Origin of the sequence: Paractinoplanes hotanensis, from assembly GCF_023717965.1 — a bacterium.
Classification (GTDB): Bacteria; Actinomycetota; Actinomycetes; order Mycobacteriales; family Micromonosporaceae; genus Actinoplanes; species Actinoplanes polyasparticus.
In genome coordinates, this window is the sequence record NZ_JAMQOL010000034.1 from 14,465 (window position 1) to 39,418 (window position 24,954).

Annotated in this window: 31 protein-coding genes and 1 riboswitch; of the genes, 15 read left to right on the top strand and 16 right to left on the bottom strand. The window is 70.5% G+C overall.

The window, feature by feature from the left end; all coding sequences use genetic code 11:
* Positions 1–36: 36 nt before the first annotated feature.
* The 4 genes from LXN57_RS23930 to LXN57_RS23945 are packed head-to-tail and all read right to left on the bottom strand — an operon-like array spanning position 37 to position 3,471.
* Positions 37–1,197, bottom strand: coding sequence for an ABC transporter permease (locus LXN57_RS23930; protein WP_251800416.1), 1,161 nt, complete (start codon positions 1,195–1,197; stop codon positions 37–39).
* Entirely contained in the window at positions 1,194–1,850 is a 657-nt protein-coding gene (locus tag LXN57_RS23935; protein ID WP_251800584.1) for an ABC transporter ATP-binding protein, read from the bottom strand. Before LXN57_RS23935 ends, LXN57_RS23930 begins: the two co-directional genes overlap by 4 nt.
* Positions 1,851–1,855: 5 nt before the next feature.
* The gene (locus LXN57_RS23940; protein WP_251800417.1) at positions 1,856–2,896 is read right to left on the bottom strand and encodes an efflux RND transporter periplasmic adaptor subunit; all 1,041 of its coding nucleotides are present in this window, start codon (positions 2,894–2,896) and stop codon (positions 1,856–1,858) included.
* The gene (locus LXN57_RS23945; protein WP_251800418.1) at positions 2,893–3,471 is read right to left on the bottom strand and encodes a hypothetical protein; all 579 of its coding nucleotides are present in this window, start codon (positions 3,469–3,471) and stop codon (positions 2,893–2,895) included. Before LXN57_RS23945 ends, LXN57_RS23940 begins: the two co-directional genes overlap by 4 nt.
* A gap of 126 nt (positions 3,472–3,597) precedes the next feature.
* On the opposite strand from LXN57_RS23945, the gene LXN57_RS23950 reads away from it, so the two are divergent.
* Both LXN57_RS23950 and LXN57_RS23955 read left to right on the top strand, forming a co-directional pair.
* The gene (locus tag LXN57_RS23950; protein ID WP_251800419.1) at positions 3,598–4,254 is read left to right on the top strand and encodes a response regulator transcription factor; all 657 of its coding nucleotides are present in this window, start codon (positions 3,598–3,600) and stop codon (positions 4,252–4,254) included.
* The gene (locus tag LXN57_RS23955; RefSeq protein ID WP_251800420.1) at positions 4,251–5,372 is read left to right on the top strand and encodes a sensor histidine kinase; all 1,122 of its coding nucleotides are present in this window, start codon (positions 4,251–4,253) and stop codon (positions 5,370–5,372) included. The genes LXN57_RS23950 and LXN57_RS23955 overlap by 4 nt, the downstream gene beginning before the upstream one ends.
* 274 nt (positions 5,373–5,646) lie before the next feature.
* On the opposite strand, the gene LXN57_RS23960 is transcribed toward LXN57_RS23955, so the two are convergent.
* From LXN57_RS23960 to LXN57_RS23970, 3 genes are all read right to left on the bottom strand, one after another.
* Entirely contained in the window at positions 5,647–6,576 is a 930-nt protein-coding gene (locus LXN57_RS23960; RefSeq protein WP_251800421.1) for a hypothetical protein, read from the bottom strand.
* A 233-nt stretch (positions 6,577–6,809) separates the two neighbouring features.
* Positions 6,810–7,673: a DMT family transporter gene (locus LXN57_RS23965; RefSeq protein WP_251800422.1), complete on the bottom strand. Its 864-nt coding sequence runs from the start codon at positions 7,671–7,673 to the stop codon at positions 6,810–6,812.
* Positions 7,674–7,712: 39 nt separating this feature from the next.
* Positions 7,713–7,919 carry a hypothetical protein gene (locus tag LXN57_RS23970; RefSeq protein WP_251800423.1) on the bottom strand — a complete coding sequence of 69 codons (207 nt, stop codon included), beginning with the start codon at positions 7,917–7,919 and terminating at the stop codon, positions 7,713–7,715.
* A gap of 74 nt (positions 7,920–7,993) precedes the next feature.
* Between LXN57_RS23970 and LXN57_RS23975 the strand changes: the two genes are divergently transcribed.
* The 3 genes from LXN57_RS23975 (at position 7,994) to serA (ending at position 9,700) form a co-directional block, all read left to right on the top strand.
* Positions 7,994–8,146 carry a hypothetical protein gene (locus LXN57_RS23975; RefSeq protein WP_251800424.1) on the top strand — a complete coding sequence of 51 codons (153 nt, stop codon included), beginning with the start codon at positions 7,994–7,996 and terminating at the stop codon, positions 8,144–8,146.
* Complete coding sequence (locus tag LXN57_RS23980; protein ID WP_251800425.1) at positions 8,143–8,316, top strand: hypothetical protein; 174 nt, start codon at positions 8,143–8,145, stop codon at positions 8,314–8,316. Before LXN57_RS23975 ends, LXN57_RS23980 begins: the two co-directional genes overlap by 4 nt.
* A 166-nt stretch (positions 8,317–8,482) precedes the next feature.
* Positions 8,483–9,700 carry a phosphoglycerate dehydrogenase gene (serA, locus tag LXN57_RS23985; protein WP_251800426.1) on the top strand — a complete coding sequence of 406 codons (1,218 nt, stop codon included), beginning with the start codon at positions 8,483–8,485 and terminating at the stop codon, positions 9,698–9,700.
* Positions 9,701–9,757: 57 nt separating this feature from the next.
* Here serA and LXN57_RS23990 read toward each other — a convergent pair whose 3' ends face one another.
* Both LXN57_RS23990 and LXN57_RS23995 read right to left on the bottom strand, forming a co-directional pair.
* Positions 9,758–11,185, bottom strand: coding sequence for a YdhT family protein (locus tag LXN57_RS23990; protein WP_251800427.1), 1,428 nt, complete (start codon positions 11,183–11,185; stop codon positions 9,758–9,760).
* Positions 11,186–11,685: 500 nt separating this feature from the next.
* Positions 11,686–12,342: a response regulator gene (locus tag LXN57_RS23995; protein ID WP_251800428.1), complete on the bottom strand. Its 657-nt coding sequence runs from the start codon at positions 12,340–12,342 to the stop codon at positions 11,686–11,688.
* Between the two features lie 220 nt (positions 12,343–12,562).
* On the opposite strand from LXN57_RS23995, the gene LXN57_RS24000 reads away from it, so the two are divergent.
* The 4 genes from LXN57_RS24000 (at position 12,563) to LXN57_RS24015 (ending at position 16,097) form a co-directional block, all read left to right on the top strand.
* Positions 12,563–13,054 carry an AfsR/SARP family transcriptional regulator gene (locus tag LXN57_RS24000; protein ID WP_251800429.1) on the top strand — a complete coding sequence of 164 codons (492 nt, stop codon included), beginning with the start codon at positions 12,563–12,565 and terminating at the stop codon, positions 13,052–13,054.
* 175 nt (positions 13,055–13,229) lie between these two features.
* Complete coding sequence (locus LXN57_RS24005) at positions 13,230–13,832, top strand: class I SAM-dependent methyltransferase (protein WP_251800430.1); 603 nt, start codon at positions 13,230–13,232, stop codon at positions 13,830–13,832.
* A gap of 67 nt (positions 13,833–13,899) precedes the next feature.
* Entirely contained in the window at positions 13,900–14,370 is a 471-nt protein-coding gene (locus LXN57_RS24010; protein ID WP_251800431.1) for a MarR family winged helix-turn-helix transcriptional regulator, read from the top strand.
* Entirely contained in the window at positions 14,367–16,097 is a 1,731-nt protein-coding gene (locus tag LXN57_RS24015) for an MDR family MFS transporter (RefSeq protein ID WP_251800432.1), read from the top strand. Before LXN57_RS24010 ends, LXN57_RS24015 begins: the two co-directional genes overlap by 4 nt.
* Positions 16,098–16,246: 149 nt before the next feature.
* On the opposite strand, the gene LXN57_RS24020 is transcribed toward LXN57_RS24015, so the two are convergent.
* The 3 genes from LXN57_RS24020 to LXN57_RS24030 all read right to left on the bottom strand — a co-directional run bounded on the left by LXN57_RS24020 (position 16,247) and on the right by LXN57_RS24030 (position 17,915).
* A complete protein-coding gene (locus LXN57_RS24020) occupies positions 16,247–16,561 on the bottom strand; it encodes an antibiotic biosynthesis monooxygenase family protein (protein ID WP_251800433.1) in 315 nt (104 codons plus the stop codon).
* Between the two features lie 322 nt (positions 16,562–16,883).
* Entirely contained in the window at positions 16,884–17,612 is a 729-nt protein-coding gene (locus tag LXN57_RS24025; RefSeq protein ID WP_251800434.1) for a GAF and ANTAR domain-containing protein, read from the bottom strand.
* Between the two features lie 99 nt (positions 17,613–17,711).
* Complete coding sequence (locus tag LXN57_RS24030) at positions 17,712–17,915, bottom strand: hypothetical protein (RefSeq protein WP_251800435.1); 204 nt, start codon at positions 17,913–17,915, stop codon at positions 17,712–17,714.
* 470 nt (positions 17,916–18,385) lie between these two features.
* On the opposite strand from LXN57_RS24030, the gene LXN57_RS24035 reads away from it, so the two are divergent.
* Complete coding sequence (locus LXN57_RS24035) at positions 18,386–18,586, top strand: hypothetical protein (protein WP_438870941.1); 201 nt, start codon at positions 18,386–18,388, stop codon at positions 18,584–18,586.
* Between the two features lie 17 nt (positions 18,587–18,603).
* Positions 18,604–18,759 carry a hypothetical protein gene (locus LXN57_RS24040; RefSeq protein ID WP_251800436.1) on the top strand — a complete coding sequence of 52 codons (156 nt, stop codon included), beginning with the start codon at positions 18,604–18,606 and terminating at the stop codon, positions 18,757–18,759.
* Between the two features lie 95 nt (positions 18,760–18,854).
* Here the strand turns inward: LXN57_RS24040 and LXN57_RS24045 are convergent, their stop codons facing one another.
* Together LXN57_RS24045 and LXN57_RS24050 are read right to left on the bottom strand one after the other, a co-directional pair.
* On the bottom strand, positions 18,855–19,382 hold the full coding sequence (locus tag LXN57_RS24045; protein WP_438872909.1) for a DUF1360 domain-containing protein: 528 nt from the start codon (positions 19,380–19,382) through the stop codon (positions 18,855–18,857).
* Between the two features lie 5 nt (positions 19,383–19,387).
* Entirely contained in the window at positions 19,388–19,600 is a 213-nt protein-coding gene (locus tag LXN57_RS24050) for a DUF6158 family protein (protein WP_438872905.1), read from the bottom strand.
* Between the two features lie 140 nt (positions 19,601–19,740).
* Between LXN57_RS24050 and LXN57_RS24055 the strand changes: the two genes are divergently transcribed.
* From LXN57_RS24055 to LXN57_RS24065, 3 genes are all read left to right on the top strand, one after another.
* Positions 19,741–20,148 (top strand): hypothetical protein, encoded by a 408-nt coding sequence (locus LXN57_RS24055; RefSeq protein ID WP_251800438.1) that lies wholly within the window; start codon positions 19,741–19,743, stop codon positions 20,146–20,148.
* Positions 20,149–20,160: 12 nt separating this feature from the next.
* Positions 20,161–20,481: a DUF3817 domain-containing protein gene (locus LXN57_RS24060; RefSeq protein ID WP_221381187.1), complete on the top strand. Its 321-nt coding sequence runs from the start codon at positions 20,161–20,163 to the stop codon at positions 20,479–20,481.
* Positions 20,482–20,649: 168 nt separating this feature from the next.
* A riboswitch (cyclic di-AMP (ydaO/yuaA leader) is annotated at positions 20,650–20,795 on the top strand.
* 12 nt (positions 20,796–20,807) lie between these two features.
* On the top strand, positions 20,808–21,773 hold the full coding sequence (locus tag LXN57_RS24065; RefSeq protein ID WP_251800439.1) for a C40 family peptidase: 966 nt from the start codon (positions 20,808–20,810) through the stop codon (positions 21,771–21,773).
* An 88-nt stretch (positions 21,774–21,861) separates the two neighbouring features.
* On the opposite strand, the gene LXN57_RS24070 is transcribed toward LXN57_RS24065, so the two are convergent.
* Positions 21,862–22,866: a sigma-70 family RNA polymerase sigma factor gene (locus LXN57_RS24070; RefSeq protein ID WP_251800440.1), complete on the bottom strand. Its 1,005-nt coding sequence runs from the start codon at positions 22,864–22,866 to the stop codon at positions 21,862–21,864.
* Between the two features lie 570 nt (positions 22,867–23,436).
* On the opposite strand from LXN57_RS24070, the gene LXN57_RS24075 reads away from it, so the two are divergent.
* On the top strand, positions 23,437–24,126 hold the full coding sequence (locus LXN57_RS24075) for an SDR family NAD(P)-dependent oxidoreductase (RefSeq protein WP_251800441.1): 690 nt from the start codon (positions 23,437–23,439) through the stop codon (positions 24,124–24,126).
* A gap of 58 nt (positions 24,127–24,184) precedes the next feature.
* Here LXN57_RS24075 and LXN57_RS24080 read toward each other — a convergent pair whose 3' ends face one another.
* Entirely contained in the window at positions 24,185–24,892 is a 708-nt protein-coding gene (locus tag LXN57_RS24080) for a dTMP kinase (protein ID WP_251800442.1), read from the bottom strand.
* Positions 24,893–24,954 lie beyond the last annotated feature (62 nt).

Genomic DNA, 24,954 nt, shown 5'->3' on the forward strand with positions numbered 1-24,954 from the left:
GACGGCGGCTTCCGGCCGTCCCGCACGTCCCGACGGTCACGCCGCGACGAGCGCCTCCGTCGGCGCCAGCCGCGCGGCCCGGATGGCCGGGTAGAGGCCGGCGATCGCCCCGATGGCCACGGTCGCGCCGACCCCGCCGGCCAGGGCCCACAGGGGCACCACGGTCGGCCACGCCTGGGTCGTTGCGTAGAGACCCGTCACCAGATAGCCGAGCAGCACCCCCGCGGCGCCGCCGAGCAGGGAGAGCAACAGCGACTCGGTGACGAACTGGGTCCGGATCTGGCCCCGGGTGGCGCCCAGCGAGCGTCTGAGGCCGATCTCGGCCCGGCGCTCCAGCACCGAGATGACCATCGTGTTGGCCACTCCGATGCCGCCCACCAGCAACGCCACCGCTCCCAGGCCCAGCAGCAGGGCCGTGAACGTCTGGTCGGTGGCCTGCCGCGCCGCCAGCGCGTCGGACGGCTTCGACACCTTCACCTCGTCCGGGCTCGACGGGTTGGCCGTCGGCGCCAGCACCGACCGTACGGCCGAGACGTGCGCGTCCTGCGATCGGGTGTAGACCGTTGTCGGGTGGCCGTCGAAGCTGAGGTACGACCCGGCCGCCTGCCAGCCGACGAGCACCGCCGAGTCGAGTTCGGGCGCCAGCGGCACCGGCGCCAGCACCCCGGTCACCGTCCACCACCGGCCGTCGATGTAGACCGCCGGCACGTTCCCCAACCGGCGCGCCGCGGTCGCTCCGAGCACCACGGTCGGGTACGACGGCTTGACCCAGCTGCCGTGGGTGAAGGACGCGCCCACCGTCGACAACAGGTCCGGCTGCGCGGCCAGCACTGCCAGCCCGCCCGTCTCCCCCGCCGGTATCCGGTCCGTGCGGTAGACCGCCGTCGACGGCACCTTGCCAGTGGCCGTGGCCGACTGCACCGGGCCGATCCGGCGGATCATCCCCACCGCCGAGTCCGGCAGCACCGCCTCGTCGCCGAACATGGTCTGCCCGGGTGTCACCGTCAGCAGGTTGGTGCCCAGGGCGGCCAGCGCACGGTCGAGGTCGGCCCGGCTCGACGCCGAGATCCCCACGACCGCCGTCATCGCGGCGATGCCGATCGCGATCCCGAGCGCCGACAGCACGGCCCGCAACGGGCGGGACCGCAGGCCGTACCCGCCCAGACGCACCAGATCCGGCACGCGCAGCCGGGTCATGACGGCACCACCTGCCCGTCGCGCATCGGGACCTGCCGGGGCAGGCCGTCCGCGATCTCGTGGTCGTGGGTGATCACCAGGACCGTGGTGCCGGACGCGTTGAGCTCGCGCAGCAACTCCACCACCCCGGCCCCGGACACCGAGTCGAGGTTGCCGGTGGGCTCGTCGGCCAGCAGCACAGCCGGGTCGCCCGCGACCGCCCGGGCGATGGCGACCCGCTGGCGTTCGCCGCCGGAGAGCTGATGCGGGCGGTGGCCGAGCCGGTCGCCGAGGCCGACCCGGGCCAGGGCGGCCTCGGCGCGCCACTCGCGCTCCCTACGCCGTACGCCCGCATAGAGCAGCCCGTCGGCCACGTTGGCGACCGCGCTGCGCCCCGGCGCCAGGTGGAACTGCTGGAACACGAAGCCGATCCGGTGCGCCCGCAACTCCGACAGCTGCCGGTCGGTCAGCGTGGCCACGTCGTGCCCGTCGATGCGTACGGTGCCGTGGGTGGGTTGATCAAGCGTGCCGATCAGGTGCAGCATCGTCGACTTGCCGGAGCCCGACGGGCCGACGATCGCCACCAGCTCGCCGTACGCCACGGTGAGGTCGACCGACCGCACGGCGGTGACCCCGCCCGGGTACGCCTTGGTGACGCCGGCCAGTTCGATCACGGCGTTCACGACGGCATCCCCACCTTCTGACCCGCCTGCAGGCCACCGCCGGACACCTCGACCCGGCCGTCGGCGAACAGGCCGGTCTTGACCGCGACGATCCGCGTGCCGCCGGCCTCGACGATCTGCAGGCCGTAGCCGCCCTCGGCCAGCGCGAGCAGCGCCGGCACGGGCACGGTGAGCACGTCCGGCCGCTGCGACGAGACGAAGTCGACGCTGACCGCGGCCTCGTCGAGGTCCTTGGGCGGCTTGGTGAAGGTGATCGTCACGTCGATCCGGGTGCTGTCGGACTCGTTGCCCTCGCCCGGCTCCACGACCGTCTCGACCTCGGCGATCCGGCCCTTGGCCGTGCTGCCGTCGGGCATCTCGACGTCGACCGCCGCGCCCCTGCGGGCGAGTCGCTGGTCGTCGACCTCGAGGGCGACGGTGGCCACCATCGAGGTGCCGGTCGTCTTGAACAGCTCCGTGCCGGGTTGCACGACGGCGCCCCGTTCCACGCTGAGCGAATCGACGCGGACCGGCGCTTCGGCGTACGCGATCTGGTCCGTCGTCACCCGGCCGGTCTCGGCCCGTCCCAGGTCGTCCTGCCAGTCCTCGACGGCCTCGGCGGTGGCCGACGTGTATTCGTCGTCCACCGTGAACCCTTGGTAGCCGAGCGCCCGCAGGTTCTTCTCGAACTGGAGCACGTCGGCTCCCTCGACGCCGGGGCGCAGCGTGCGGTACGCGGGCAGTGCCCCGTACAGCAGGGGAACCGGTTTGTTGTCGAGCCGGTAAAGCGACTTACCCCGCGTGATGATCGCGCCGCCGACCGGCAGGGCAGTGATCGTGCCGGCCCCACGAGCGGTGACCGTGGCCGTGTCGCCGTGACCCAGCGTGCCGTCGTGCGACTCACGGTCGATCAGCGTCTCCCGGGTCACCTCGGCTGTCTCGGCCGGACCGCCGGCCTGCGGCTGGTCGCGGCTCTCGGCCTCGGGCAGGTTGAAGAAGGCGACCGCACCGACGGTCAGCCCTCCGGCGACGACTCCCGCCAGCAGCCCGCGCTTCATGCCGTGGCCCCGCGGCTGCCGGCGCCCGACTCGCTACGCCCCTCGCGGTCGCCCGGCATGAACTGCGAGCACTTCTCCTCGGCCTTGTCGAACGCCGGGTCACCCGGGCCGATGCCCTTGCCGGACTTGTCCCGGCCGAGTTGGATCGAACCGTTGGGCTGCGGGTCCGGGAAGTCCGGCACGCCGTTCTCCCGCATGCACTTGGCCAGCTTGCGGCCCATCTCGAGCATCTCGGGATCGGCCGGACCGGCGCCGTCACCGCCGTCGGGCGCGAATTCCTGGCACGCCTCCTGCGCGGCGTCGAACTTCTTCGGGTCGATGTTCTTCGGCACCCGGATCGCCGTCCGCCCGTCCGCGTCCGGGTCGGGGAACCAGGTCATCCCGTTCTTACGCATGCACTGCGCGAACTTGATCGGCGCATCCTCGTCGAGCGTCTTCGAAGCGGTCGGGCTGCTGGTCGTGGGGACGCCGCTCTGCGCGGTGGCCACCCCGTCCCCGTCGCCGGAGCGAGCCGCGCAGCCCGCGGACGCGACCAACAGCATCAATCCGGCGAGCAATACCTTTCCGGTACGCATCACACTCTCCTCACCGGGCAGCCGGAGCGCTGCCACGGCTTCGAAGTAGAGCGAGCGCCGGGTTTCGCGGCCGTCACGGAAAAAAGTGACGCCCAGGTGACACAGCCGCGCGGCAGGATGGGCACCATGCGGATCCTGGTGGTCGAGGACGAGCCGCTGCTCGCCGACGCGGTGGCGCAGGGCCTGCGGCACGACGCCCACGCGGTCGACGTGGTCTACGACGGCGCCGCCGCCCTGGAACGCGCCGGCGTCAACGACTACGACGTGGTGGTGCTCGACCGCGACCTGCCGGTGGTGCACGGCGACGACGTGTGCCGGGCCCTGGTCGAACGGGACGGCGACACACGGGTGCTGATGCTGACCGCCGCGGCCGGCGTCGACGACCGGGTCACCGGGCTGTCCCTGGGCGCCGACGACTACCTGCCCAAGCCGTTCGCGCTGCGGGAACTGAGCGCGCGGGTCATCGCGCTGGGCCGCCGCGCCCGACCGGCCGTGCCGCCGGTGCTGCGCCGGGCCGGCATCAGCCTCGACCCGCACCGGCGCGAGGTCTACCGCGAGGGCCGGTACGTGCCGTTGTCGCGCAAGGAGTTCGCCGTGCTGGCCGAACTGCTGCGCGCCGACGGCACGGCGGTGTCGGCCGAGACCCTGCTCGAGAAGGCGTGGGACGAGAACGCCGATCCGTTCACCCACGCCGTACGCATGACGATCCTCAAACTACGGCGGAAGCTCGGTGACCCGCCCGTGGTGCTCACCGAACCGGGAGTGGGGTATCGGATCCCATGAGACTCACCGTGCGGGGCCGGCTGACCCTCGTCTACGGCAGCCTGTTCGTGGCAGCCGGCCTGGTGCTGCTCGGCGCGACGTACGTGCTGGTCTCCCAGCGCCTGCCGAAAGTGCTGGCGCGGGCCGAGGCAACCGTGCCGCCGGCAGGGGTGGCCGGGGCAGGCGGCACGGTCGAGGTACGCCAGTTCATCGAGGGCACCCGCGACGACGCCCTGAACACGCTGCTGTCCCAGGGTGCGATCGCGCTCGCCCTGGTCAGCGCGATCGCCATCGCGCTGGGCTGGCTGATCGCCGGCCGCATGCTCCAGTCGCTGCAACAGATCACCGCGACCGCCCGGCGCATCGCCGACGCGCCCGACGCCGACCGCGGCCTGCACGAGCGGATCGCCCTGACCGGCCCGCCGGACGAGATCAAGGAACTGGCCGACACGTTCGACATCATGCTGGCCCGCCTCGACCACTCCTTCGACGGCCAGCGGCGGTTCATCGCGAGCGCGTCGCACGAACTACGCACTCCCCTCACCCTGAACCGCACGCTGCTCGAGGTGGCACTGACCCAGGACGCCGCGTCGGAGGAGGTGCGCCTGCTCGGCACGACCCTGCTGGCGATCAACGACCGGCACGGGCGGCTGATCGACGGCCTGCTGCTGCTGGCCCAGTCGGAACGGCCGGTGGCCGAACGGTCCTATGTCGACCTGGCCGACATCGTCGACCACGTCGCCGTCTCGGACACGGTGAAGGTGACCACCGAACCCGGCGAGGCAACCGTGGCCGGCAACCCGGTGCTGCTCGAACGGCTGGTCCAGAACCTCGTCGAGAACGGCGTACGGCACAACGTGCCCGCCAACGGCTGGGTCCGCGTACGTACGGGTTCCCGGCCCGACGGCTGGGCGGTGCTCGAGGTCAGCAACTCCGGCCCGATCATCCCCCGCTACGAGGTCCCCGGCCTGTTCGAACCCTTCCACCGCTACGGCACGGAACGCCTCCACTCCCCCGGCGCCGGACTAGGCCTCTCAATCGTCCGCGCCGTGGCCCGAGCCCACGGCGGCGAGGCGCGGGCCGACGCCCGCGACGAGGGCGGCCTGATCGTGACAGTCACGTTGCCGCGGGCGCTCTAGGGTCAGCCCAGCTCCATCTCGCCGCCGCTGCGGTAGCCAGTGCGCTTCCGTCACGCCGTCGAGGCGGTAGTAGGTCCGGTTTCATCCCGCCACCGTTGAGCGGGTCAGTCAGGTCCCATCTCACCGCCGATGCGGTGGCCCGTCCGGTCCGATCTGGCCGTCATGCGGTGGCCCGTCCGGGTCTCATTTCGCCGTCGATGCGATGGTCAGCCGGGTCTCATCTCGCCACCGTTGCGATGGTCAGCCGGGTCTCATCTCGCCACCGTTGCGATGGTCAGTCCGGTTCCATCTCGCCGCCGTTACGGTGGTCGGCCAGCACCGCGCCGTCGACCTTGCGTACCGTGATTCGCTCGAACAACGGCGTCAGATCGGGCGCCTGGTAGCCCGGTGCCACGGTCATGGCGGCACTGTCCCCGCCGGACAGGCAGATGCCCAGCGCGCTCGGCCCGGTCTCGCGCTCGATGATCCACCGGTCGGTGTTCCCGTTCCGGCAGCGTGGGTTGGCCCGGATGACCGCGTCGACGAAGTGGACGGTGTCCCGATCATCCGGCTTCAGGAGCATCGACACGGTGTAGCGCCCCGCCCAGGTGCCGCTCACGCTGTAGCCCGGCACCACCGCCACATAGAGTGGCAGCCCGACCGCCTCGAACTTCTGCGCCCGCCAGCGATGCTGACAAGCCCACGTGAGCAATCCGGCGACAACCAGCACGAGGGCGATCCCTTCGGTCACTCGCCCCTTGAAGACCAATCCCCACCAGGCAACTTCCCGGGACTCCCCGGGCAGACCGACGTCTCCTCCGCCGCGAGCAGGACCGTCCACAGCACCACGTCGCGCGGTCTCGAGCAGCACATGCGTAGCCAGCGCAGCCGATCCCCAGATCACCACCGCCTCCACGTTGTTGCGCTCGAGCCCCACCACCAGCGGCACCACAGCCACCGGAAGCAGCACCAGCGGCACCACCACATGTCCCCGCGCCCACCGCTTCCCCCGCGGCAGCATCCTGATCACCGCAATGACGCCCGCCGCGCCGATGGACCCGAGGAAGGCCCCCGCCAACCCGATGGAGGCGTCCTGGTCGGCGTAGTCCATCACCTGGTATTCGCCGAGTTGCCCGAACACCAGCGCGAGCGCCCCCACCGTGACCGCCCCGCAGACCAGCCCGCCGCGCCCCCAACCCACCCGAGCCGCTGCATCGACCGTCATGAGCCGATACTCGCAGCGCCGAGCAAGACATTCCCCAGCCGAGCAGCGGCCCCAACGGGAGCAGGCAGCCCCAGCCCGAACGGAAGCGGTCAGACGCAGATGCCGGCTCGGAAGCGGCCGACCGAGCCGTCACGAAAGCGGCCAGCGCAACGGCCAAGCTCAGACGCCGGCTCGGGAACGGCCGGTGCGGCGCTCAGGCGGGGATGTCGGCTCGGGAACGGCCGGTGCGGCGCTCAGGCGGGGATGTCGGCTCGGGTGGCGGGGTCGGCGGAGCCGTCCGATGAGGACCGGGTGGCGGCTTGACGAGCCAGGCCGATCACGCCGAGCGTCATCATGACGGCGGCGAAGGCGATGACGACCAGACCGGCCGCGCCGAAGCGGAAGCCCTCGCCGAAGACGACCACGCCGGTGGTCGCGGCCACGATCGGGTTGGAGACGCTTACCGTGGCCAGCGGGGCGGCCATTCCCGCGCGGCCGTAGGAGAGCTGGCTCAGCAGGTAGCCGCCCGTGGCGAACACCAGCACCGCGATGGCGCCGACCGGCGACACCGTGCGGACGCCGCCGTCGGTGACTGCGGCCAGCACCGCCTTCGACAGCACCGAGGAGATGCCGAACGCCGTGCCGGCCGCCGCGGCCAGCAACACCGACCGCATCCGCGGCCCGCCCGACCAGGCGCCCAGCGCCAGCGCCGCCACCACCGCAAGCGTGATCAGAACGAGGTTACGGTCGTCGGGCGCGACGAGCCGCCGGGGCTCGGACGGCTCGACCGACAGCGACAGGATCAGCGCGAGGCCGATCACGGTGAGGAGCGCGTCGGTCCAGGCGGCCCGGCTGATCGGCGTCTGCAGGCGGACGGCCGCGATCGGCAACGCGAAGAGCAGGGTCAGCGTGCCCAGTGCCTGCACCACGGCGACCGTGCCGAAGTTGAGCGCGATCACGTGCAGCACGACGCCACCGCCGGTGAGCAGCAGGGCGACAGCCCACCGCGACCACCCGCGCTGACCGTGCTCGGCGAGACGTTCCTGGGCCACCGCCGCGGCGGCGTAACTCGCCGCGGACAGAACCGACAACGCGACCGCCCACCCCAGCGACCCCATCTGCACCCCCAACCCGAGTCTGCCAGACGAAGCCGGTGCTCAGCCCGTGTCGCGCCTCACCCGGGCGCGGCGGCGGACCTCGGCCAGGCGGGCGGCGTTACGGTCGATCAGGCCGTGGGCGCGGCGGCGGGCGAGTTCCTGCCGCTCGGCGAGGCGTGCGCGGCGCCGGCGGGCCGACTGCTCGACGACGGCGCGGAAACGCTCGTCCCAGGTCTCGGGCTCGTTCCAGGTGCTTCTCGGTGACATGAAGGCATTGTTCCGCGGGGGTACGACAGAAAATCCGCTTCGCACGGGAAGGGACCGGCTGTCACGATCACACCATGGTGCCGGCCGCGGGAACGAGGATCGGATGGGGTGATCTGCCCGCCGGCGTGCGCGAACAGATCGAGGGGATCATCGGCGGCCGGGTCGTCGAGGCCGCCTCGCAGAACGGCGGGTTCTCCCCGGGGACGGCGGCGATCCCGAACGGGTGATCGCGGGCCTCGATCGGACCGCCGTCGCCGACGTTTTCGCCGGTTTCGCCGGGTTCTTCCGCGACATGTCCCGCCGCCCGCCGCCCCCTTCACTGCCGTCCGTGCGGGCCTTCCAGCGGTGGCAGGCCGACGCGCTGCTGCCCTGGCTACGGCGTGAACTGGACCGCTGAACCCCCTGGTGATCAACTGCGTATCAGAACTCGCCGGCGCCGGGGACGGGCATCAGGTGGGAGGTCGAGCACACCGGCCGGGGGCGGGCAGTCCGGGGCACTAGTCTGGGAAGTCGGGCTTCGGCGTGGCGGCCCGGGCAGGCCAGAACCTCACACGGAACGGAACATGATGACCGACCAGGCCAAGGTGCGAGTCCTTCTGTTGGAGAGCATCCATCCCGACGCGGTGTCCCGGCTCGAGTCCGCCGGATACGAGGTCGAGTCCGTCCGCAACGCCCTCGACGAGTCCGAGCTGATCGACCGCATCCGCGGCGTCCACCTGCTCGGCATCCGCTCGAAGACCAAGGTCACGGCCAGGGTGATCGAGGCCGCCGACAGTCTGGTGGCGATCGGCGCGTTCTGCATCGGCACCGACCAGATCGACCTGACCGCGGCCTCGGCCCACGGCATCGCCGTGTTCAACGCGCCGTTCTCCAACACCCGCTCCGTCGTCGAGCTGGCCATCGCCGAGATCATCTCGATGACCCGGCGGCTGACCGAGAAGAACACGCTCATGCACGCGGGCGTCTGGGACAAGTCGGCCGACGGCGCCCACGAGATCCGGGGCCGGCGGCTCGGCATCATCGGCTACGGCAACATCGGCACGCAGCTCTCCGTGCTCGCCGAGAACCTGGGCATGTACGTGTCGTTCTACGACACGGCCGACAAGCTCGCGCTGAGCAACGCCCACCGCTGCGCGACCATCGAGGAGCTGCTCGAGACCAGCGACGTCGTGACGATCCACGTCGACGGCCGCCCCGGCAACGCCGGCTTCTTCGGCACCGAGCAGTTCAAGCGGATGCGCGAGGGCGCCCTGTTCCTCAACCTGTCGCGCGGCATCGTCGTCGACCACGTCGCGCTGCGCGAGGCGCTCGAGAGCGGCCACCTGGCCGGCGCCGCGGTCGACGTCTTCCCGACCGAGCCCAAGGGCCGCGGCGACGAGTTCGTCTCCGAGCTGCGGGGCCTGCCCAACGTCATCCTCACCCCGCACATCGGCGGTTCGACGGAGGAGGCGCAGTCCGACATCGGCGGTTTCGTGGCCAACAAGCTGGCCTCGTTCCTCGACGAGGGCAACACCACGCTCAGCGTCAACCTGCCCGGCGTCGGGCTGCCCGAGCAGGCCGGCCAGAGCCGCATCGGCCACGTGCACATCAACACCCCGGGCGTACTGGCCCAGGTCAACAGCATTCTGGCCGAACACAAGGTCAATGTGGAGGGCCAGCTGCTGAGCACCCGCGGCGAGTACGGCTACCTGATCACCGACATCGGCGGCGGCTTCAGCGACGAGGTGCTGGAGCGGCTGCGCTCGATGGAGCAGACCGTCCGCCTGCGCGTGCTTTCATAATTTCGTACGAAGTAAAGGAGCGCCCGGCCGAGGCCGAGCGCTCCTTTACTGTCAGTCTCAGCCGTTCTCGACGGTCAGCGCGGTGATCGGGGCGCCGGCCCCGACGTCGTAGCGGTTCGGCACCGCCCAGTTCTTCGGCGTCAGCGTCGACCCGGGCGGAACGTCCTTGATCGTACGGTTGCCGGCCACCACGGTCTTGGCCCCGCCGCCCACCTTGACCCGCACCGGGCTGCCCGACGGCGACGTCACGACCAGCTTCTCCACCGCGCCGTTCACCTTGATCGGCACGGTGCCGTTGGGGCGGGCGAGCGTCAGCTGCGCGGTGCGCATGCCGCCGACCATCTCGACCGCGCTGACCTGGCCGCCGCTGAGGTCGATCATCTGCTCCTCGGCATAGCCGGAGAGCCGCACCGACCAGCGCACCTTGGCCGCCAGCACGACGTCGATCACGCCGCCGGTGCCGTCGCCGTCCTTGGTGACCTGCAGCTTCAGGTCGTCGTTGCGCAGCACGGGGCTGGGCAGGAAGCCGGCGTCCTCGGGGCTTGAAATGCGGTAGAGGTCGTCGCCGAGCTCGCCGATCGTGAGGTTGACCCGGTTGGTCGCGGCGAGCATCTCGAAGCTGGCCTGACTGCGGTTGTCGAGCGGGGCAGTCACCGTGCGCTTGCCCGACTCGCCCGCGCCGAGCTGCAGCACCGAGTCGAGGTCGTCGTCGTTGCCGGTGAAGTAGACGACGCCGACGATGCCGCCGGCGATCAGCACGACAAGGCTCATCAGAACGATGCCCACGGTGACCGCACGCGACTGACGCGGCGGTTCGGGTATCGCGACAGCGCGGGGCGGTTGCCCGGCGTGACGACGGTCGGCGATCTCGGGGGCGCCGGTCGGCTCGCTTTCGCCGAGGAACCGGCGGAACTCCCCGGTGTCACCGACGGGCCACTGCTCGCCCGTGCTGCCGATCCGCCGCTGCTCGCCCGTGCCGTCAAAACGCCGCTGCTCGCCGGTGCTCTCGAACCGCCGCTGGCCCCCCGTGCTGTCAAAGCGCCGCTGCTCGCCCGTGCTCTCGAACCGCCGCTGCTCGCCCGTGCTCTCGAACCGCCGCTGCTCCCCCGTGCTCTCAAAGCGCCGCTGCTCGCCGGCGTTGTCGAAGCCCGCGCCGCCGAAACCGGTGCTGCCAGCAGTTGCGCCACCCAAATCGGCGCTGCCGGAGCCCGCACTGCCGAAACCGGAATTACCGGAACCCGCACCACCGAAGCCAGTGCTGCCAGAACCCGCACCACCGAAGTCGGCGCTACTGGAACCCGCACCACCAAAGCCAGCACTGCCAGAACCCGCACCACCAAAGCCAGCACTGCCAGACGGGGCACCGCCCGAACCGGCGCTGCGAGAAGCCGCGCTGTCGAAGCCGGCACTGCGAGAACCTGCGCCACCAAAACCGGTGCTGCCAGAACTTGCGCTGCCGGAATCGGGGGTGGCGACGCGCCGCACGGGAAGGCTGGGCGGGGTCGTCCCGGTCGGGACCGGCGGCGGCGCCGATGGCGCGGCCGGTGAGGTCGGTGACGCCGGGTGACGTACGGGAGAGATCGGCCCCGACGTGACGCCGAAGGAGATGCGGCTCGTCCCGCCCGGTGTGGCCGGCCCGTAGTCGGGGGCCTTCACCGCCGGGGTCTCGCCGGTGGTCGTGGTGCTGGTCGCGGTCTCACCCGTCGCGGTCGCTCCGGCGTCGCCGAACCACATCGGCGGGTCGGTTGCCGGGCGAGCGGGAGGCCGCCGGTACACGGTGTCGCGGGAACCGCCGCTAGGCGATCCCGGTGCCGACGGCTCGGCCACCGCCACATCGGACGGTGTCCCACCAGCCGCTGCTCGGTCAGCTGCTGTTCGGTCCACGCGAAGCCCTTCCCCTGTCGGCGCTCTGACTCGCGCCGTGCCCGCAAACAGGTACGGATCTCACGTCTTCCCGGATGAGTACTGAGCAGAACTACTTACAGTTACTGTCGACCGGGTCGCACCAGGCCACGCCGGGTGGCGATCGCCACCGCCTCGAGCTGGCTGTGCGCGCCCAGTTTGGCCAGCACAGCCTTCACGTACCCGCGGCACGTGTGCAGGCTGATGCCGAGACGCCGGGCGATGGCGCGGGCGTCGAGGCCGGCCGCCATCAGTTGAAGCACCTCGTCCTCACGCGCGGTGAGGCCGCCGCCGCGCGGACCGACCACCGGGCTGGTGCTGCGCAGCAGCCGGGCGAGGATGTCGGTCGACACGGTCATGCCGCCACCATGGGCCGTACGCAGCGCATTCAGCACGTCGCCGAGCGCACCGCTCTTGGACAGGAAGCCGGCCGCACCGGCCGCGGTGGCCCGGCCGACGAGCGCCGATTCATCGCTGGCAGTGAGGATCACCACACGCGTGTCCGGCTGACGCACGCGGAGCAGTTCCGCGATGGCAATTCCGTCCGCATCGGACAAATCCGGGTCGAGCAGAATGACGTCGGGACGCAACTCGGCGGCGAGCCGCAGGGCCTCGGCGCCGGTGAGCGCATGGCCCACGTACTCGAGGTCGGGCTGGCCGGCCAGAGCGTGTCCGAGCAGCTCGGCAAACGTCTGGTGGCCGTCGACGACGAGCACGCTGATCGCATCGCCGTTACTCATGCGCCACCTTTCACCGAACCCGACCGTGGAATTCTAAGGAGTATCAGCCTTTATCTTTGCCGTACCAACAGGCTGGGGGTGCACCGCCCCGGCTCGGCCCCGCCGGTACACCCGACGGCCGGTTGAGTCCGAGCGGACGCGATAACCAGTCTTTCGGGTGAGGCCACCCCCCGCATTGGGGCTTGCTGCTGAGACTCCCTCACCAGCAGAGTTCCGAAACATGTTCGACATCCAGCTTTTCGGTCGCGTCGAGGTCCGGACCAGGGGCGTCGTCCTGGCCGGAACCGACTTCGGCGGCGACCACCCCCGGCACCTCCTGGCTCTTCTCGCTCTGCGTGGCGAAATGTCCACCTCGGAGCTGGCCGGGCTGCTGGGAGAAAAGAAGAACAACGTCGAAAGCGACATGTCGGTCCTGCGCCGCCGGCTCGAGCCCGAGGCGACGCCGCGCGACTCCGTCGTCCGCCGGGAAGCCGACCGCTGGTCGCTCAACCCCGAACGCGTCCGGGTCGACGTCGCCCGCTTCGACGAGCTGGTCGCCGCGGCCCAGGGCCGCCCCGCCGAACGCGCCGTCAAGCCGCTGACCGCGGCCGCCTTCCTGGCCACCCGCCCCCTGCTCGAGGACGAGCACGAGCCCTGGGCGGCCGAGGCCCGCGCCGAATACCGCGCCAAGCTGGCCACGGCCCGCCTCGACGACAAGACGCGGGTCGGCTAAAAAGCGGCACAGGCCGAGGCGCGACACAGGCCGACACGCGAGAAGGGCCGGACGCGCAACAAGGCCGACGCGCGAGAAAGACAGACGCGCGACCAGGGCGACGCGCGACAAAGGCTGACATGCGACACGCTCCATATTGCGAGCGGTGGCCCGCGCGACGACGCAGAATCGCCGCGTGCCCGCACCGCTGACCGTCCTGCGCCCCCTGCCCTTCGTACCGGAGATCTTGCTGTTTCTGGCCGACTCGTCGGCGGGTCTGTTCGACGCCGCGGGTGGCGAGTTCCACAGCGACGAGCCGCCGCCGTTCTGGGCCTTCGCCTGGGCGGGTGGCCAGGCGCTGGCCCGCTACCTGCTCGACCATCCGGAAGCGGTCGCCGGTCGGCGCGTCCACGACCTGGCTACCGGCAGCGGGGTCGCTGCTGTCGCCGCCGCGAGGGCCGGCGCCGCCGACGTGTCCGCGACCGACCTCGACCCGGCGTCCGTGGCCGCCGCCCAGCGCAACGCCGCCGCCAACAACGTCACCCTCCGTGAAGAACCGCCAGGAAAGCTGGACGTGCTTCTGGCCGGCGACGTCTTCTACAGCCCCACCGTCGCGGCCGACATGACGCAACGCCTGCGCGCGGCCCGGCGGCAATCGATCGAGGTGCTGGTGGGCGACCCGGGCCGGGGGTATTTCCCCGAGCGGCTCTTCGAGCGGATGGCCGAATACTCCGTGCCGGTTCCGCCGGCCCTGGAAGAGTCCGAGACGCTCATCACAGCCGTCTGGCGGATGCGATGAGTTAGTTTCATCGACCAATCAGTTGTACGCTACACGCAACCTCCTCCCACCTCTCCGGGGCAGACACGTGCGCGAATCAGACACCGGTGACGCCATCCCACGGATCGCCGACGAACTTGTGCGGTTCCACCGGCTGATGGCCCGGGCCCGGAGCATGCTCAACGTCGGGGATTTCGGTGCGGAGTACTCGGCGCTGATGCTTCTGTTCCCGCTGCGCTACCGGGGCCCGATGCGGGCCACCGATCTCGCCGAGATCAAGCAGGCCGACCCGTCCACCGTCAGCCGGCAGGTCGCCCAGCTGGTCAAGGCCGGTCTCGCCCGCCGTGAGGCCGACCCCGGTGACGGCCGCGCCTCCCGGCTCGCCATCACCGACGCGGGCCTGACCGCCGTCGGGCAGCTCGAGGAGGCCCGTCAGGCCTGGCTGCGCGACGTGCTGGGTGACTGGTCCCCGGATCAGGCCGCCACGTTCGCCGGCCTCTTCGCAGAATTCAACAGCTCGGTCGAGGCTCGCCTCGCCACACCTCGGGAGAACCCGTGAGCAACTCCGACTCCACCGCCGCCGCGCCCGCGCGGGCGTCCACGGAATTCACCCATCGTCAGATCCTGACGATTCTGGGCGGCCTCATGATGGGCATGTTCCTGGCCGCGCTCGACCAGACGATCATGGCCACGGCCACCCGCACGATCGCCGACGACCTGCACGGCTTCGACATCCAGGCCTGGGCCACCACGGCCTTCCTGATCACGTCGACGATCTCGACGCCGCTCTACGGCAAGCTCTCCGACCTCTACGGCCGGCGTCCGTTCTTCCTGTTCGCGATCGGCATCTTCATCGTCGGCTCGTTCCTGTGCGGCCTCTCGCAGAACATGTACGAGCTGGCCGCGTTCCGGGCCATCCAGGGCATCGGCGCCGGCGGCCTGATGTCGCTGGCCCTCGCCATCATCGGCGACATCGTCCCGCCCCGCGAGCGCGCCAAGTACCAGGGCTACTTCCTGGCCGTCTTCGGCACCGCGAGCGTGCTCGGCCCGATCCTGGGCGGCTTCTTCGCCGGCGCCGACAGCATCCTGTGGGTCGACGGCTGGCGCTGGGTGTTCTACCTGAACGTCCCGATCGGCATCGCGGCCATGGTTGTCGTGGCCCGGGTGCTGCACCTGCCGCACCAGCGGGTCGACCACCGCATCGACTGGCCCGGCGCGGTCGCCCTCATCGTCGGCCTGGTGCCGCTGCTGACCATCGCCGAGCAGGGCCGCACCTGGGGCTGGGACTCCGGCCGCGCGTTCCTCTGCTACATCATCGGCGCGATCGGCCTGGTCGCCTTCGTGCTCGCCGAACGGGCGTACGGGGACGAGGCCCTTCTCCCGATCCGGCTGTTCCGCAACCGCACCATCGCCGTCGGCGCCACCTCCAGCACGATCCTCGGCATGGCGATGTTCGGCGGCCTGATGACCGTCCCGCTGTACCTGCAGATCGTGAAGGGCTCGTCGGCCACGGCAGCCGGCCTCCAGATGATCCCGTTCGTCTTCGGCATCATGTCCGGCTCGATCATCTCGGGCCAGCTGATCGCCCGCACCGGCCGCTACCGCATCTTCCCGATCATCGGCAGCACGCTCATGGTCGCCTCGCTGGCCCTGTTCGCCACGATCGGCGCCGACACCCCGCTCTGGCGGGTCATGCTGATCATGGTGCTGATGGGCCTCGGCCTGGGCGGCAACATGCAGCCGATGATCACCGCCGTGCAGAACGCGGTCTCCCCGCGCGAGATCGGCGTGGCGACCAGCTCGGTGACGTTCTTCCGCTCGATGGGCGGCACGCTCGGCACCGCCGTCTTCCTCTCGGTCCTCTTCAACGTGCTGCCCGGCAAGATCAGCGGCGCGTTCCAGCAGGCTCAGGGCACCCCCGAGTTCCAGCAGGCACTGGCGGCCAACCCGGCCCAGGCCCAGACGCTTCAGCAGGCCACCGGCGGCGACGCCCTGAGCGACACATCGTTCCTGAACCGCCTGTCGGACGTGGTCGCCCACCCCTTCAAGGTCGGCTTCTCCGACGGCATCCAGGTGGTGTTCCTGCTGGCCCTGGCCGTCATGGTGATCGGCCTGATCGTGGTCTTCTTCCTCCCCGAGATCCCGCTCAGCATGCGTTCGGCCCAGCAGCAGCGGGCCGACGACATCCTGGCCGCCGAGAACAGCATGGGCGTCCCCGGCGAGGTCGGCGCGGGCCCCCTCACCGACGACGAGATCCACAGCCCGGACTCCACAAAATCCCGCTGACGTCCCGCCCTGCCCGACGGCCCGCCTGATCAACGTCAGGCGGGCCGTACCCGTCCGGGCGCACTCAGGCGGGCCGTACCCGTCCGGGCGCACTCACGCGGGCCGTCCCGTCCGAACGCACTCACGCGGGCCGCCCCCTCCGAACGCACTCAGGCGTCGGCGGCCTTCTCGACGTGCTGGACCACCTCGAACTCGAGCAGGCTGGCGCCCGTGGCCGCGGGGCGGGCGCGTTCGCCTGCGTGGGCGGCCCGGCCGCTGCCGCTGGACCAGGCCTGGAACGCCTCTTCCGATTCCCAGCGCGTGTAGACGAAGTAGCGCGTCTCGCCGGCGACGGGGCGCAGCAGCTCGAACGCCAGGAAGCCGGGCGAGTTCTCGACCGCGCCCTTACGCGCAGCGAAGCGGGCCTCAAGCTCGGGGCCGGCGCCCTCGGGAACGTCAATCGCGTTGATCTTCACAACAGCCATGCACCAACGCTACTGCCCGCCCAAGGCACCTCCCGGGCCTGTGGATAACCCTGTGCATGAAGCCACCCGGCCGGGAGCCCCACGCGGCCGCGCACGGCACTCGCTGGCACGCAGCACCCGCTGGTACGTGGCGCTGGCTGGCTGCTGGCCGAGACCGGCGAGTCGGACCGGTTCGGCCGCCGGATTGGGTGCCACGCCGGCTGCTGCACACACCGCTCGCTGGCACGCGGCACTCGCCGGCTGCTGGCCGAGACCGGCGAGTCGAGCAGGCTCGGCCGCCGGACTGGGTACCACGCCGGCTGCTGCACACAGCGCTCGCTGGTCAGGCGTTGCGGGCGGCCACCGCGATCAGGCGGTCGGCCACGGCGTGGCGGTCGAGGCCCAGGCGCTGGGCGGTGTCGCGGAGGACGTCGTAGGCCTCCTGCACGCCGCAGCCGCGCTGGGCGATGATCACGCCGACGGCACGGTCCACTGCGGCGCCGGCGCTCCGGGCATCTCGGCGGCGAAGCTCGTCCAGCAGGAGCTCGGACTGGTTGGCGAGGGCCATCGCGGTCAGCAGGTGGTCGGCGCCGGGGGCGTTCGGGGCGTCAAAATACAGGGTCAGGGCGCCCACCTCGGCTCGCGGCAGGTCAAGCGGGATCGCGACCACCGCGTGGATGCCCTCGGTGGCGGCGGCCTCGGCCAGATCGGGCCAGCGGGCGTCGGTGGCCAGGTCGGGCGCGGTGACCATGGATCGGGTGCGGGCGGATTCCAGGCCGGGGCCGGTGGTGCCCGCGGCGTACTGGATCTCATCGACCGCGGCGCCGGGCAGACCGTAGCCGGTGTGGGTCAGCGGGCCGCCCTCGCCGATCAGGACGATCGAGCAGCGTACGACGCCGGGGACACCGCCCGCGGCGAAGACCGCCAGGCGTTCCAGAGCCTGGGTGAACGAGTCGGCCGAAAGCAGGCGGGCCGTGAGTTCGTGCAGCAGACCGGCCAGTTCGACGGGGTGCGGGCTGAGAGGTTCCGCCGTCCGGGCCGAGGAGCGGGTGCGCCGGGGGCGGGTCACCACTCGGGCAGGGCCGCGGTCCGGGGAGGAAACCCGACGATATGGGACAGGCACGCCGCGCATCCTGTCACGACCATCGACGATCACGTAAGTCTTGTGCCTCTACCGAGTGGTTTCGTCGGGATCGACCGTCTGGTCGGAACGCCGCCGCTCCACGAACGAGTCCGGTGCGGCCTCGGGGCCGGCCTCACGTTCGTCCGAATCCGCGAGAATCGCCTCGGCCTGGCCCCGCGGATCCTCGCTGCCGGCCACCCGCTCCTCGGGGAGCAGGTCCGCCGCCCGATGCCCGATCCGGTCATCACTCATGAGAGATCGACTACCCACCCCCTGGCCCAGGAAACCCCGTGGCCGCGCCGGGTGACCGAACCGGCGAAAGCGTCGGATGCCGGGCCCGGAGAAGAGCGGACGGAGGCCTGGCCCGGCGGAAAGCGCCGGGGGAAAGCGCCAGGAGGCTGAGCCCGTAGAAGGCGCCGGGAGGCCGTGCCTCGGGGAAGCGCCGGGAGGCCGGGCCCAGGGAGAAAAGCACTGGGGAGAAAAGAGCGCCGCCCTCGGCAGAGCCGGGGGCGGCGCGGATGTCAACGTGCAGGTCGCCTCGCGGCGAGTGGCACAACACGGCTCCAGCCGAACGGTATTCCGTGAAGGCAAAGGGTGAGGCCCGGGGACACTGGGCACGCTGACATCTGTTCTCAACGGTCGGGTGGCGGCCACGATTCCGGCAGGACATGTGACGGGTGCCACATAGTTTGGGGCGGATCGGGCCGGGTAGCCCGAGATCCGTGACCGATGAGATGCGTGAGCTGGATGCCTTTCTCGACGACGCGTTCGACGGGCAGGAGCGGCTCAGCAGTGCCGACCTGCAGCGGCGGGCCATCGCGTCCGAGCTGAGCGCCACGACGCTCACCCGGATCGACGCGCTGCCGGAAGGCGAGTACGCCCAGGACGAAGCGGCCGAGGCAGTGCGGGCGCTCGAAGTCTGACGGAAAGGATCTGGCTCATGGAACCGATCGGTGACCCGGACGAGCAGGAGAACTTCGCCGGCGAGCACGACGCCACCGCCGTCGACGACGACGTGACGGCCGACCGCGACGACGACGCCGAGCCCGAGACGCCCGAGGGCTGGTCCGGACTCGACCGCGACGGCCCGCCCTGACAACAGCGACAGGCCCGCTCCGCAGCAAGCGGGGCGGGCCTCGACACGTACCTCAGACCCGCTCCGCAGCAAGCAAGGCGGCCTCGACACCTACCTCAGTCGCCCTCGGCGGCCTTCTTGGCGGCGTCGTAGCCCAGCTGGAGGAAGTCGGAGACGGCGGTGGCCGTCAGAGCGACCGCGACCAGGCGGGTCAGGCGGGGGGCCAGCACCAGGCCGCCGGTCAGGGCCGTCGAGACCCAGACGGCCAGGCAGAACGGGCAGCTGATCAGCTCGCCGATCCCATGCTTCAGCGCATTGTCGTGGTCGCGCACCTCTTCGTTGAGCTCGGCCGCGCCGGCCGGCTCGGCGTAACGCATGAACGGGGCCCGCAGCGGGCTGGTCACCGAGTCCTTGGCGATCAGGCGGCTCAGCTTGTGGGTCGCCAGTGACACCAGCACCACATCGGCGGTGGCCGGGCGGGCGGGGGCCGGCTTTCCGGTCACCTTGGCCGCGGCGGCCAGAGCGGCGGCCAGAGCGGTGAAACCGCCCATCGCCGTCACGTAGCCGACCAGCGGGCGATGCTCGTGGGGGGCATACGACTGTCCGACGCGCGTCAGCCGCGCGCCCAGCGACTCGGTCAAGATTCTCCCTAGAACGCCTGGGTGAGCCGGTCGGTGTCGACCTCGCGGCTGGGATAGCGGGTGATGTACTCCGTCTCCAGGTCGGCCGTCCGCTTGAAGTGGTTCGACAGGGCGGCGTCGGGGCCGTGGCGGAGCGTCGCGAGACGGGCCCGGTAGAGGCTGCTGAGTTCGCGGAACAGGTCGTCCTCGCTCAGTGAGGCGGGGTCGATCCCGGTTTCCATCAACGGTGAGTCACCGTGAGCTTCTGTCATCGTGCACCTCCGGTCGTTTCGGGCCAGGACAGCCACCGAGGGGTGTGGCGAACGCCAGGACGGTTGCCCGTGCGGGCCGCGGCCAAACACGCGCCGGTACGCTTCTGGGCATGAAGGGCCTGTGGACGCCGGCGTGGATCGTCCGGCATGTCCTGGCGGTGGTGCTGACCGCGGGCTGCCTGATCCTGGGCTGGTGGCAGTTCAGCCGCGCCCAGGAGGGCAACGCGATCAGCTGGGGCTACATGTTCGAGTGGCCGGTCTTCGCGGCCTTCGTCGTGTTCCTCTGGTTCCGCGAGGTTCAACTCGCCCGTCGGAAAGGCGGCCACCCGGCAGAGCCCGCTCCGCCGGAAAAGGCCCAGGAACAGCTCCCAGGCAAGGCTGTTACGGTCGGCCGGCCGGTACGCGTGGCCGTCCGCTCCACCCCGGATGCCGACGACCCCGAACTGGTCGCCTACAACGACTATCTCGCCTGGCTCAACGCCCACCCCGGCGCCCGCCCGGGCGACTATCCCGGATAGGACAGAAGCAAAGTGCAGGGTGCCCTGACCCGCTACCGGATCATCGCGTGGATCGTCGGCGTCTGCCTGCTCGCGCTCGTCGTGGTCGGCATGCCGTTGAAATATCTCGCGGACAACCCGGTCGTGGTCGCGGCCGTCGGGCCCGCGCACGGTTTCCTGTTCATGGTCTATCTGGTCGCCACGTTCGATCTGTCGCGCCGGGCCCACTGGCCGTTCGGCCGCATGATCCTGGTGATGTTGAGCGGCACGATCCCGTTCCTGTCTTTCTGGGCCGAGCGTAAGGTGACCCGGGAATGGGTGCCCGCCGCCGAGTTGACGAAAAGTCCCGTTTGACAGTCCGGCCGCACGCATTGCGGTCGTCGAATCACTTGCTGTTATCGGGATCATTAACGCGTATCGGGCCATTGTCTTAAATCACTCTGTGGGCCCTTGCTTTTGATGATCCCGCCGATAAGTTAATGCGGTTGGTTCGGTCCGCAGCCACTCCCCCTCCCGTGGCGCCGGCCAACGCCGCCGAATCTTCGTGGCGCCATGCGCGTCCGACAGAACCGGGGAACCGTGTCATCGGGGCGAATCCGCGCGAGCGGAAGGGTGTTCTTCCCACCCGAGCCCGTCAGCTGACCCGGTAGGCGGCCGAGCGGAAGAAAGGCCACTGACCGGTGCCCCACCCCCGCACGAGGCTTCGGGTCCTCGTCGTCGCGGCGCTCGCTGTCGCGATCACCGGCTCGCTGGGGACAGCCGCACACGCGGCCCCGTCCGCCAGCGAGCTGAAGAAGCAGATCGAGACGGCGTCCAACAAGCTCGAGGACATCACCGAGAAGTACAACCAGATGCGGATCAACCTGAAGAAGACCCAGGCTGATCAGGTCAAGCTCCAGGCGTCCCTCAAGCCCGCTCAGGCGAAGCTGAAGGCCGCCAGCGCCCAGGTGGGCAATCTGGCCACCACGTCCTACAAGCAGGGTCGCGTCGGGCCGATGAGCGCGCTGCTCACCGGCGGCGGCCAGGACAGCATGATGGACCGCATGGCGTACCTGGACTTGATCACGAAGTCCAACCAGCGCGACATCGACACCTTCACCGCGGCCACCCAGGGCTTCGCCGAGAAGCAGGCCGCCCTCAAGGCGACCCAGGTCAAGCAGACGGCCCAGGTGAACGCGCTGAACGCGCAGAAGGGGTCGATCCAGAAAGACCTCAAGAAGCTGTTCGCGATGCGCGAGGCGGCCTTCGGCCAGGGGCAGGAGAAGGGCAGCAAGTACACCGGCCCGATCCCGCAGATCTCCGGCAAGGCTGGTGCCGCTGTCACGTTCGCGTACAACCAGCTCGGTAAGCCGTACCTGTTCGGCGCGGACGGTCCGGGCAGCTACGACTGCTCGGGGCTGACCTCGGCGGCGTGGCGGGCGGCCGGCAAGTCCTTGTCGCACCAGACCAAGGCCCAGTGGAACGAAGTCACCCATATCAGCAAGGGCGACCTGCAACCGGGTGACCTCGTGTTCTACCGGAGTCTCGGCCATGTCGCCCTCTATGTGGGCGGTGGTCAGATCATCGACGCGCCGCACTCGGGCACGGTGGTGAAGAAGCGCGGCATGAACATCATGACGCCGTACGGCTACGGCCGGGTCAACTAGACCGGCTCGAGAACCGGAGAAGGCCGGTACCCCTCGGGGTACCGGCCTTTCGCGTCTTGTGAGTAACGGGGGGAAGGAAGGCGGAACGTCAGGCGGCCTGCAGGCCCTCGGCCCGGGCCAGCTCGCGCAGCCGGCCGAGCGCCTGGATCTCGAGCTGACGGATGCGCTCACGGCTCAGCGAGAAGCGGGAAGCCACCTCGGTGAGCGAGTGCTCGCGGCCGTCCTCGAGGCCGTAGCGGGCCCGCATGATGCCGGCCGACCGGTCGTCGAGGTGGTTGAGCAGACCCTCGATGCGCTGGCGCTCCAGGGCGGTCAGCACGATCTCTTCCGGCGAGGGGGCGTCGCTGTCGGCGACCAGGTCGCCGAGGTTGGTGTCGCCGTCGTCGCCGACCGGGGTGTCGAGGGAAACCGTGTCCTGGGCCCAGCGGGTGAGCTCGTTGACGCGCTCGACGGTCACGCCGAGAGCGGTCGCGATCTGCTCGGGCTCGGGGTCACTGCCGAGCTCGCGGACGAGCTGGCGGGTGACGTTGCGCATGCGGTTGACGTCTTCGACCAGGTGGACCGGGAGGCGCACGGTGCGCTCCTGCTGGGCGATGGCCCGGCTGATCGCCTGGCGCACCCACCACGTGGCGTAGGTCGAGAACTTGTAGCCGCGCTCGTAGTCGAACTTCTCGACCGCGCGGACCAGGCCGGTGTTGCCCTCCTGGATCAGGTCGAGCATCGGCATGCCGGAGCGCACGTAGCGCCGGGCGATCGACACGACCAGTCGCAGGTTGGCCCGGATGAACAGATCCTTCGCCTTGCGCCCCTCGGTGACGAGGCGCTCCAGTTCCTCCCGGCTCACACCGCGCCGGACCTCGCCCGACTCGAGCAGGTGCTCGGCGTAGAGGCCGGCCTCGATCGACTTGGAGAGCTCAACCTCCCGGGCGGCGTCCAGCAGCGGAGTCCGGGAGATCTCGTGCAGGTAGACGCCGACAAGGTCACGCTCCTCGGCGACCTGGTCGGTCCGCATCACGGTGTTCTTCTCCACGTTGCCCACGGTCCCCTCATTGCCATCACTACTTACCCCGTTACGGGTGACACCTGTGTTCATCGGTTCCTCCCCGTAACGTCCGCAGTTTGCACATTGCGGTTGCTTGGCATCTACACAACAAATGGTTGGCTGCACTGATTCCGGCTGGTGGGTCGAAAGTGTCACGAATGCCTGGGTGACAGCTGAGAGCCGAGTGCGTAGTTGCTGAACAGGGCTCCTGCGTTACGGCATTCGGCCCCGCGACAGGTGCGTCGCGCAGACAGACTCATACCCGTCGCTCGCTTCATGACACCATCGGCCCCTCGTCCCTCACAGCGACGCCCATCACCAAAGACCTTGGGACGTCCGTCACCACCCAGTACGTTCCCGGGGCGCGCCAGGTTCACCGTGCTGGATCGGCAGCTGCGGGACAGGGCTGAAACAAACCACCACCAAAAAGATCCCGCACTTCACCGAACGGGACCACCTGCCACAATGCGGCACGCGGCCGTGCAGTTCACTAGCCCGTCCGGGTGACATCCCTGCGGATGACGTCCCCTTCCACAACGGTTCGGAGCCGGCTGGCCATCCGGTTGGTGAGGTGACGAATACCACAGTGACCGGCGGGTGACGCGAGGCACCATGAACACCATGTCTGCTGGGCGCACGGCTCTGATCACGGGTGGAACGGGCGGCCTCGGCGCCGCCACGGTGGCTGCTTTCGTCGCCGACGGGTGGCGCGTGGTCGCGCCGGTGCGGCCGGGAGGAGCCGATCGGCTGCCCAAGGGCGCGGCGCCGGTCGACGGGGACATGTCGCGTGAGACCGATGTCACGGCGGCGGTGGCGGTCGCGGCGGGCGATCCGGCGGCGCCGTTGCGCGCGGTGGTCAACCTGATCGGCGGCTTCGCGAGCGGGCCCCTGGTGGGCGAGACGCCGTGGAGCGACTTCGAGGCGCAGCTGCTGACCAATCTGCGGCCCACCTACCTGGTCACCGCCGCGGCCCTGCCACACCTGGTCGAGGCGGGCGGCGGCAGCGTCGTCTGCGTCTCGTCCCGCACCGCGTTGTCGCCCTTCCCCGGGTCCGTCGGCTACTCCACCGCCAAGGCGGCCGTGATCGCCTTCGCCAACTCGGTGGCGGTGGATTACCGCAAGCGGAACGTGCGCTGCAACACCGTCGTGCCGAGCGTGATCGACACCGCCACCAACCGTGCGGCCATGCCCGACGCCGACTTCAACCGCTGGGTGCGGCCCGAGCAGATCGCCCCGGCGATCCTGTTCCTCGCTTCCGACGCGTCCGCACCCACCAGCGGAGCGCAGATCCCGGTCTACGGGCAGGCCTGAGGCCCGCCCGCAGACGGAAGTCGATCAACCGCGAGCCGGCGCGGCGGCAGCGCCTGTCTCAAAGCGTTTCTGCGAGCTGGTAGCCGGCCGCGGCCAGCGCGGCCACGAAAGGGCCGCCGGCCAGCAGCATACTGCGGCCCAGCCGGCTGCGAACCGGCTCGGGCAGGTCGGCGCGGCGGCGGAGCTCGGCGTGCAGGGCGGCCGAGACCTCGTCGGGCGTGCCGTTGGCGTCGATGACCACGAAGTCGGCCAACTCGGGCAGGGAGAGGTAGGCGGCCCGCGCCGATTCCAGGTAGTCCATCGTTTCGCTGTCGTAGCCGCGGGCCTCGATCCGCTCGTGGGCCACCTTGGGGTCGACGTCGAGCAGGAACGTGAGGTCGGGCTTCGGGAAGAAGTGGTAGGCCCAGCGGGCGCGCCGCTCGGCGGCCGGAGCGGCGTGCCGGGCCCGCAGGCTCGCGTACTGACAGACGGCGTAGCGGTCCATCACCACGGTGCCGCCGGTGAAGCGGCGGCGCACCAGAGTGCGCAAGATCGCCAGCCAGCGCAGCACGGACTCGACCAACAGCGTGCCGCGGCGGCCCAGCAGATCCTCGGCGTCGCGCTTGCCGAGCCGGACGGCCAGTTTGCCGAACCAGTGGCGGCCGCCGGCGTTACGGCGGTAGGCGACGCGCAGACCCGCAGCCTCCAGCTCGTCGGCCAGGCGGTGGGCCTGCGTCGTCTTGCCGGAGCCGTCCATACCCACGAGGGCGACGGTGCGAAGGGTCATACCGACCAACGTTAACCGCCTGGCGCACCGAAGGACTCGGCCGAACGTCGCGGTTCTCAGCG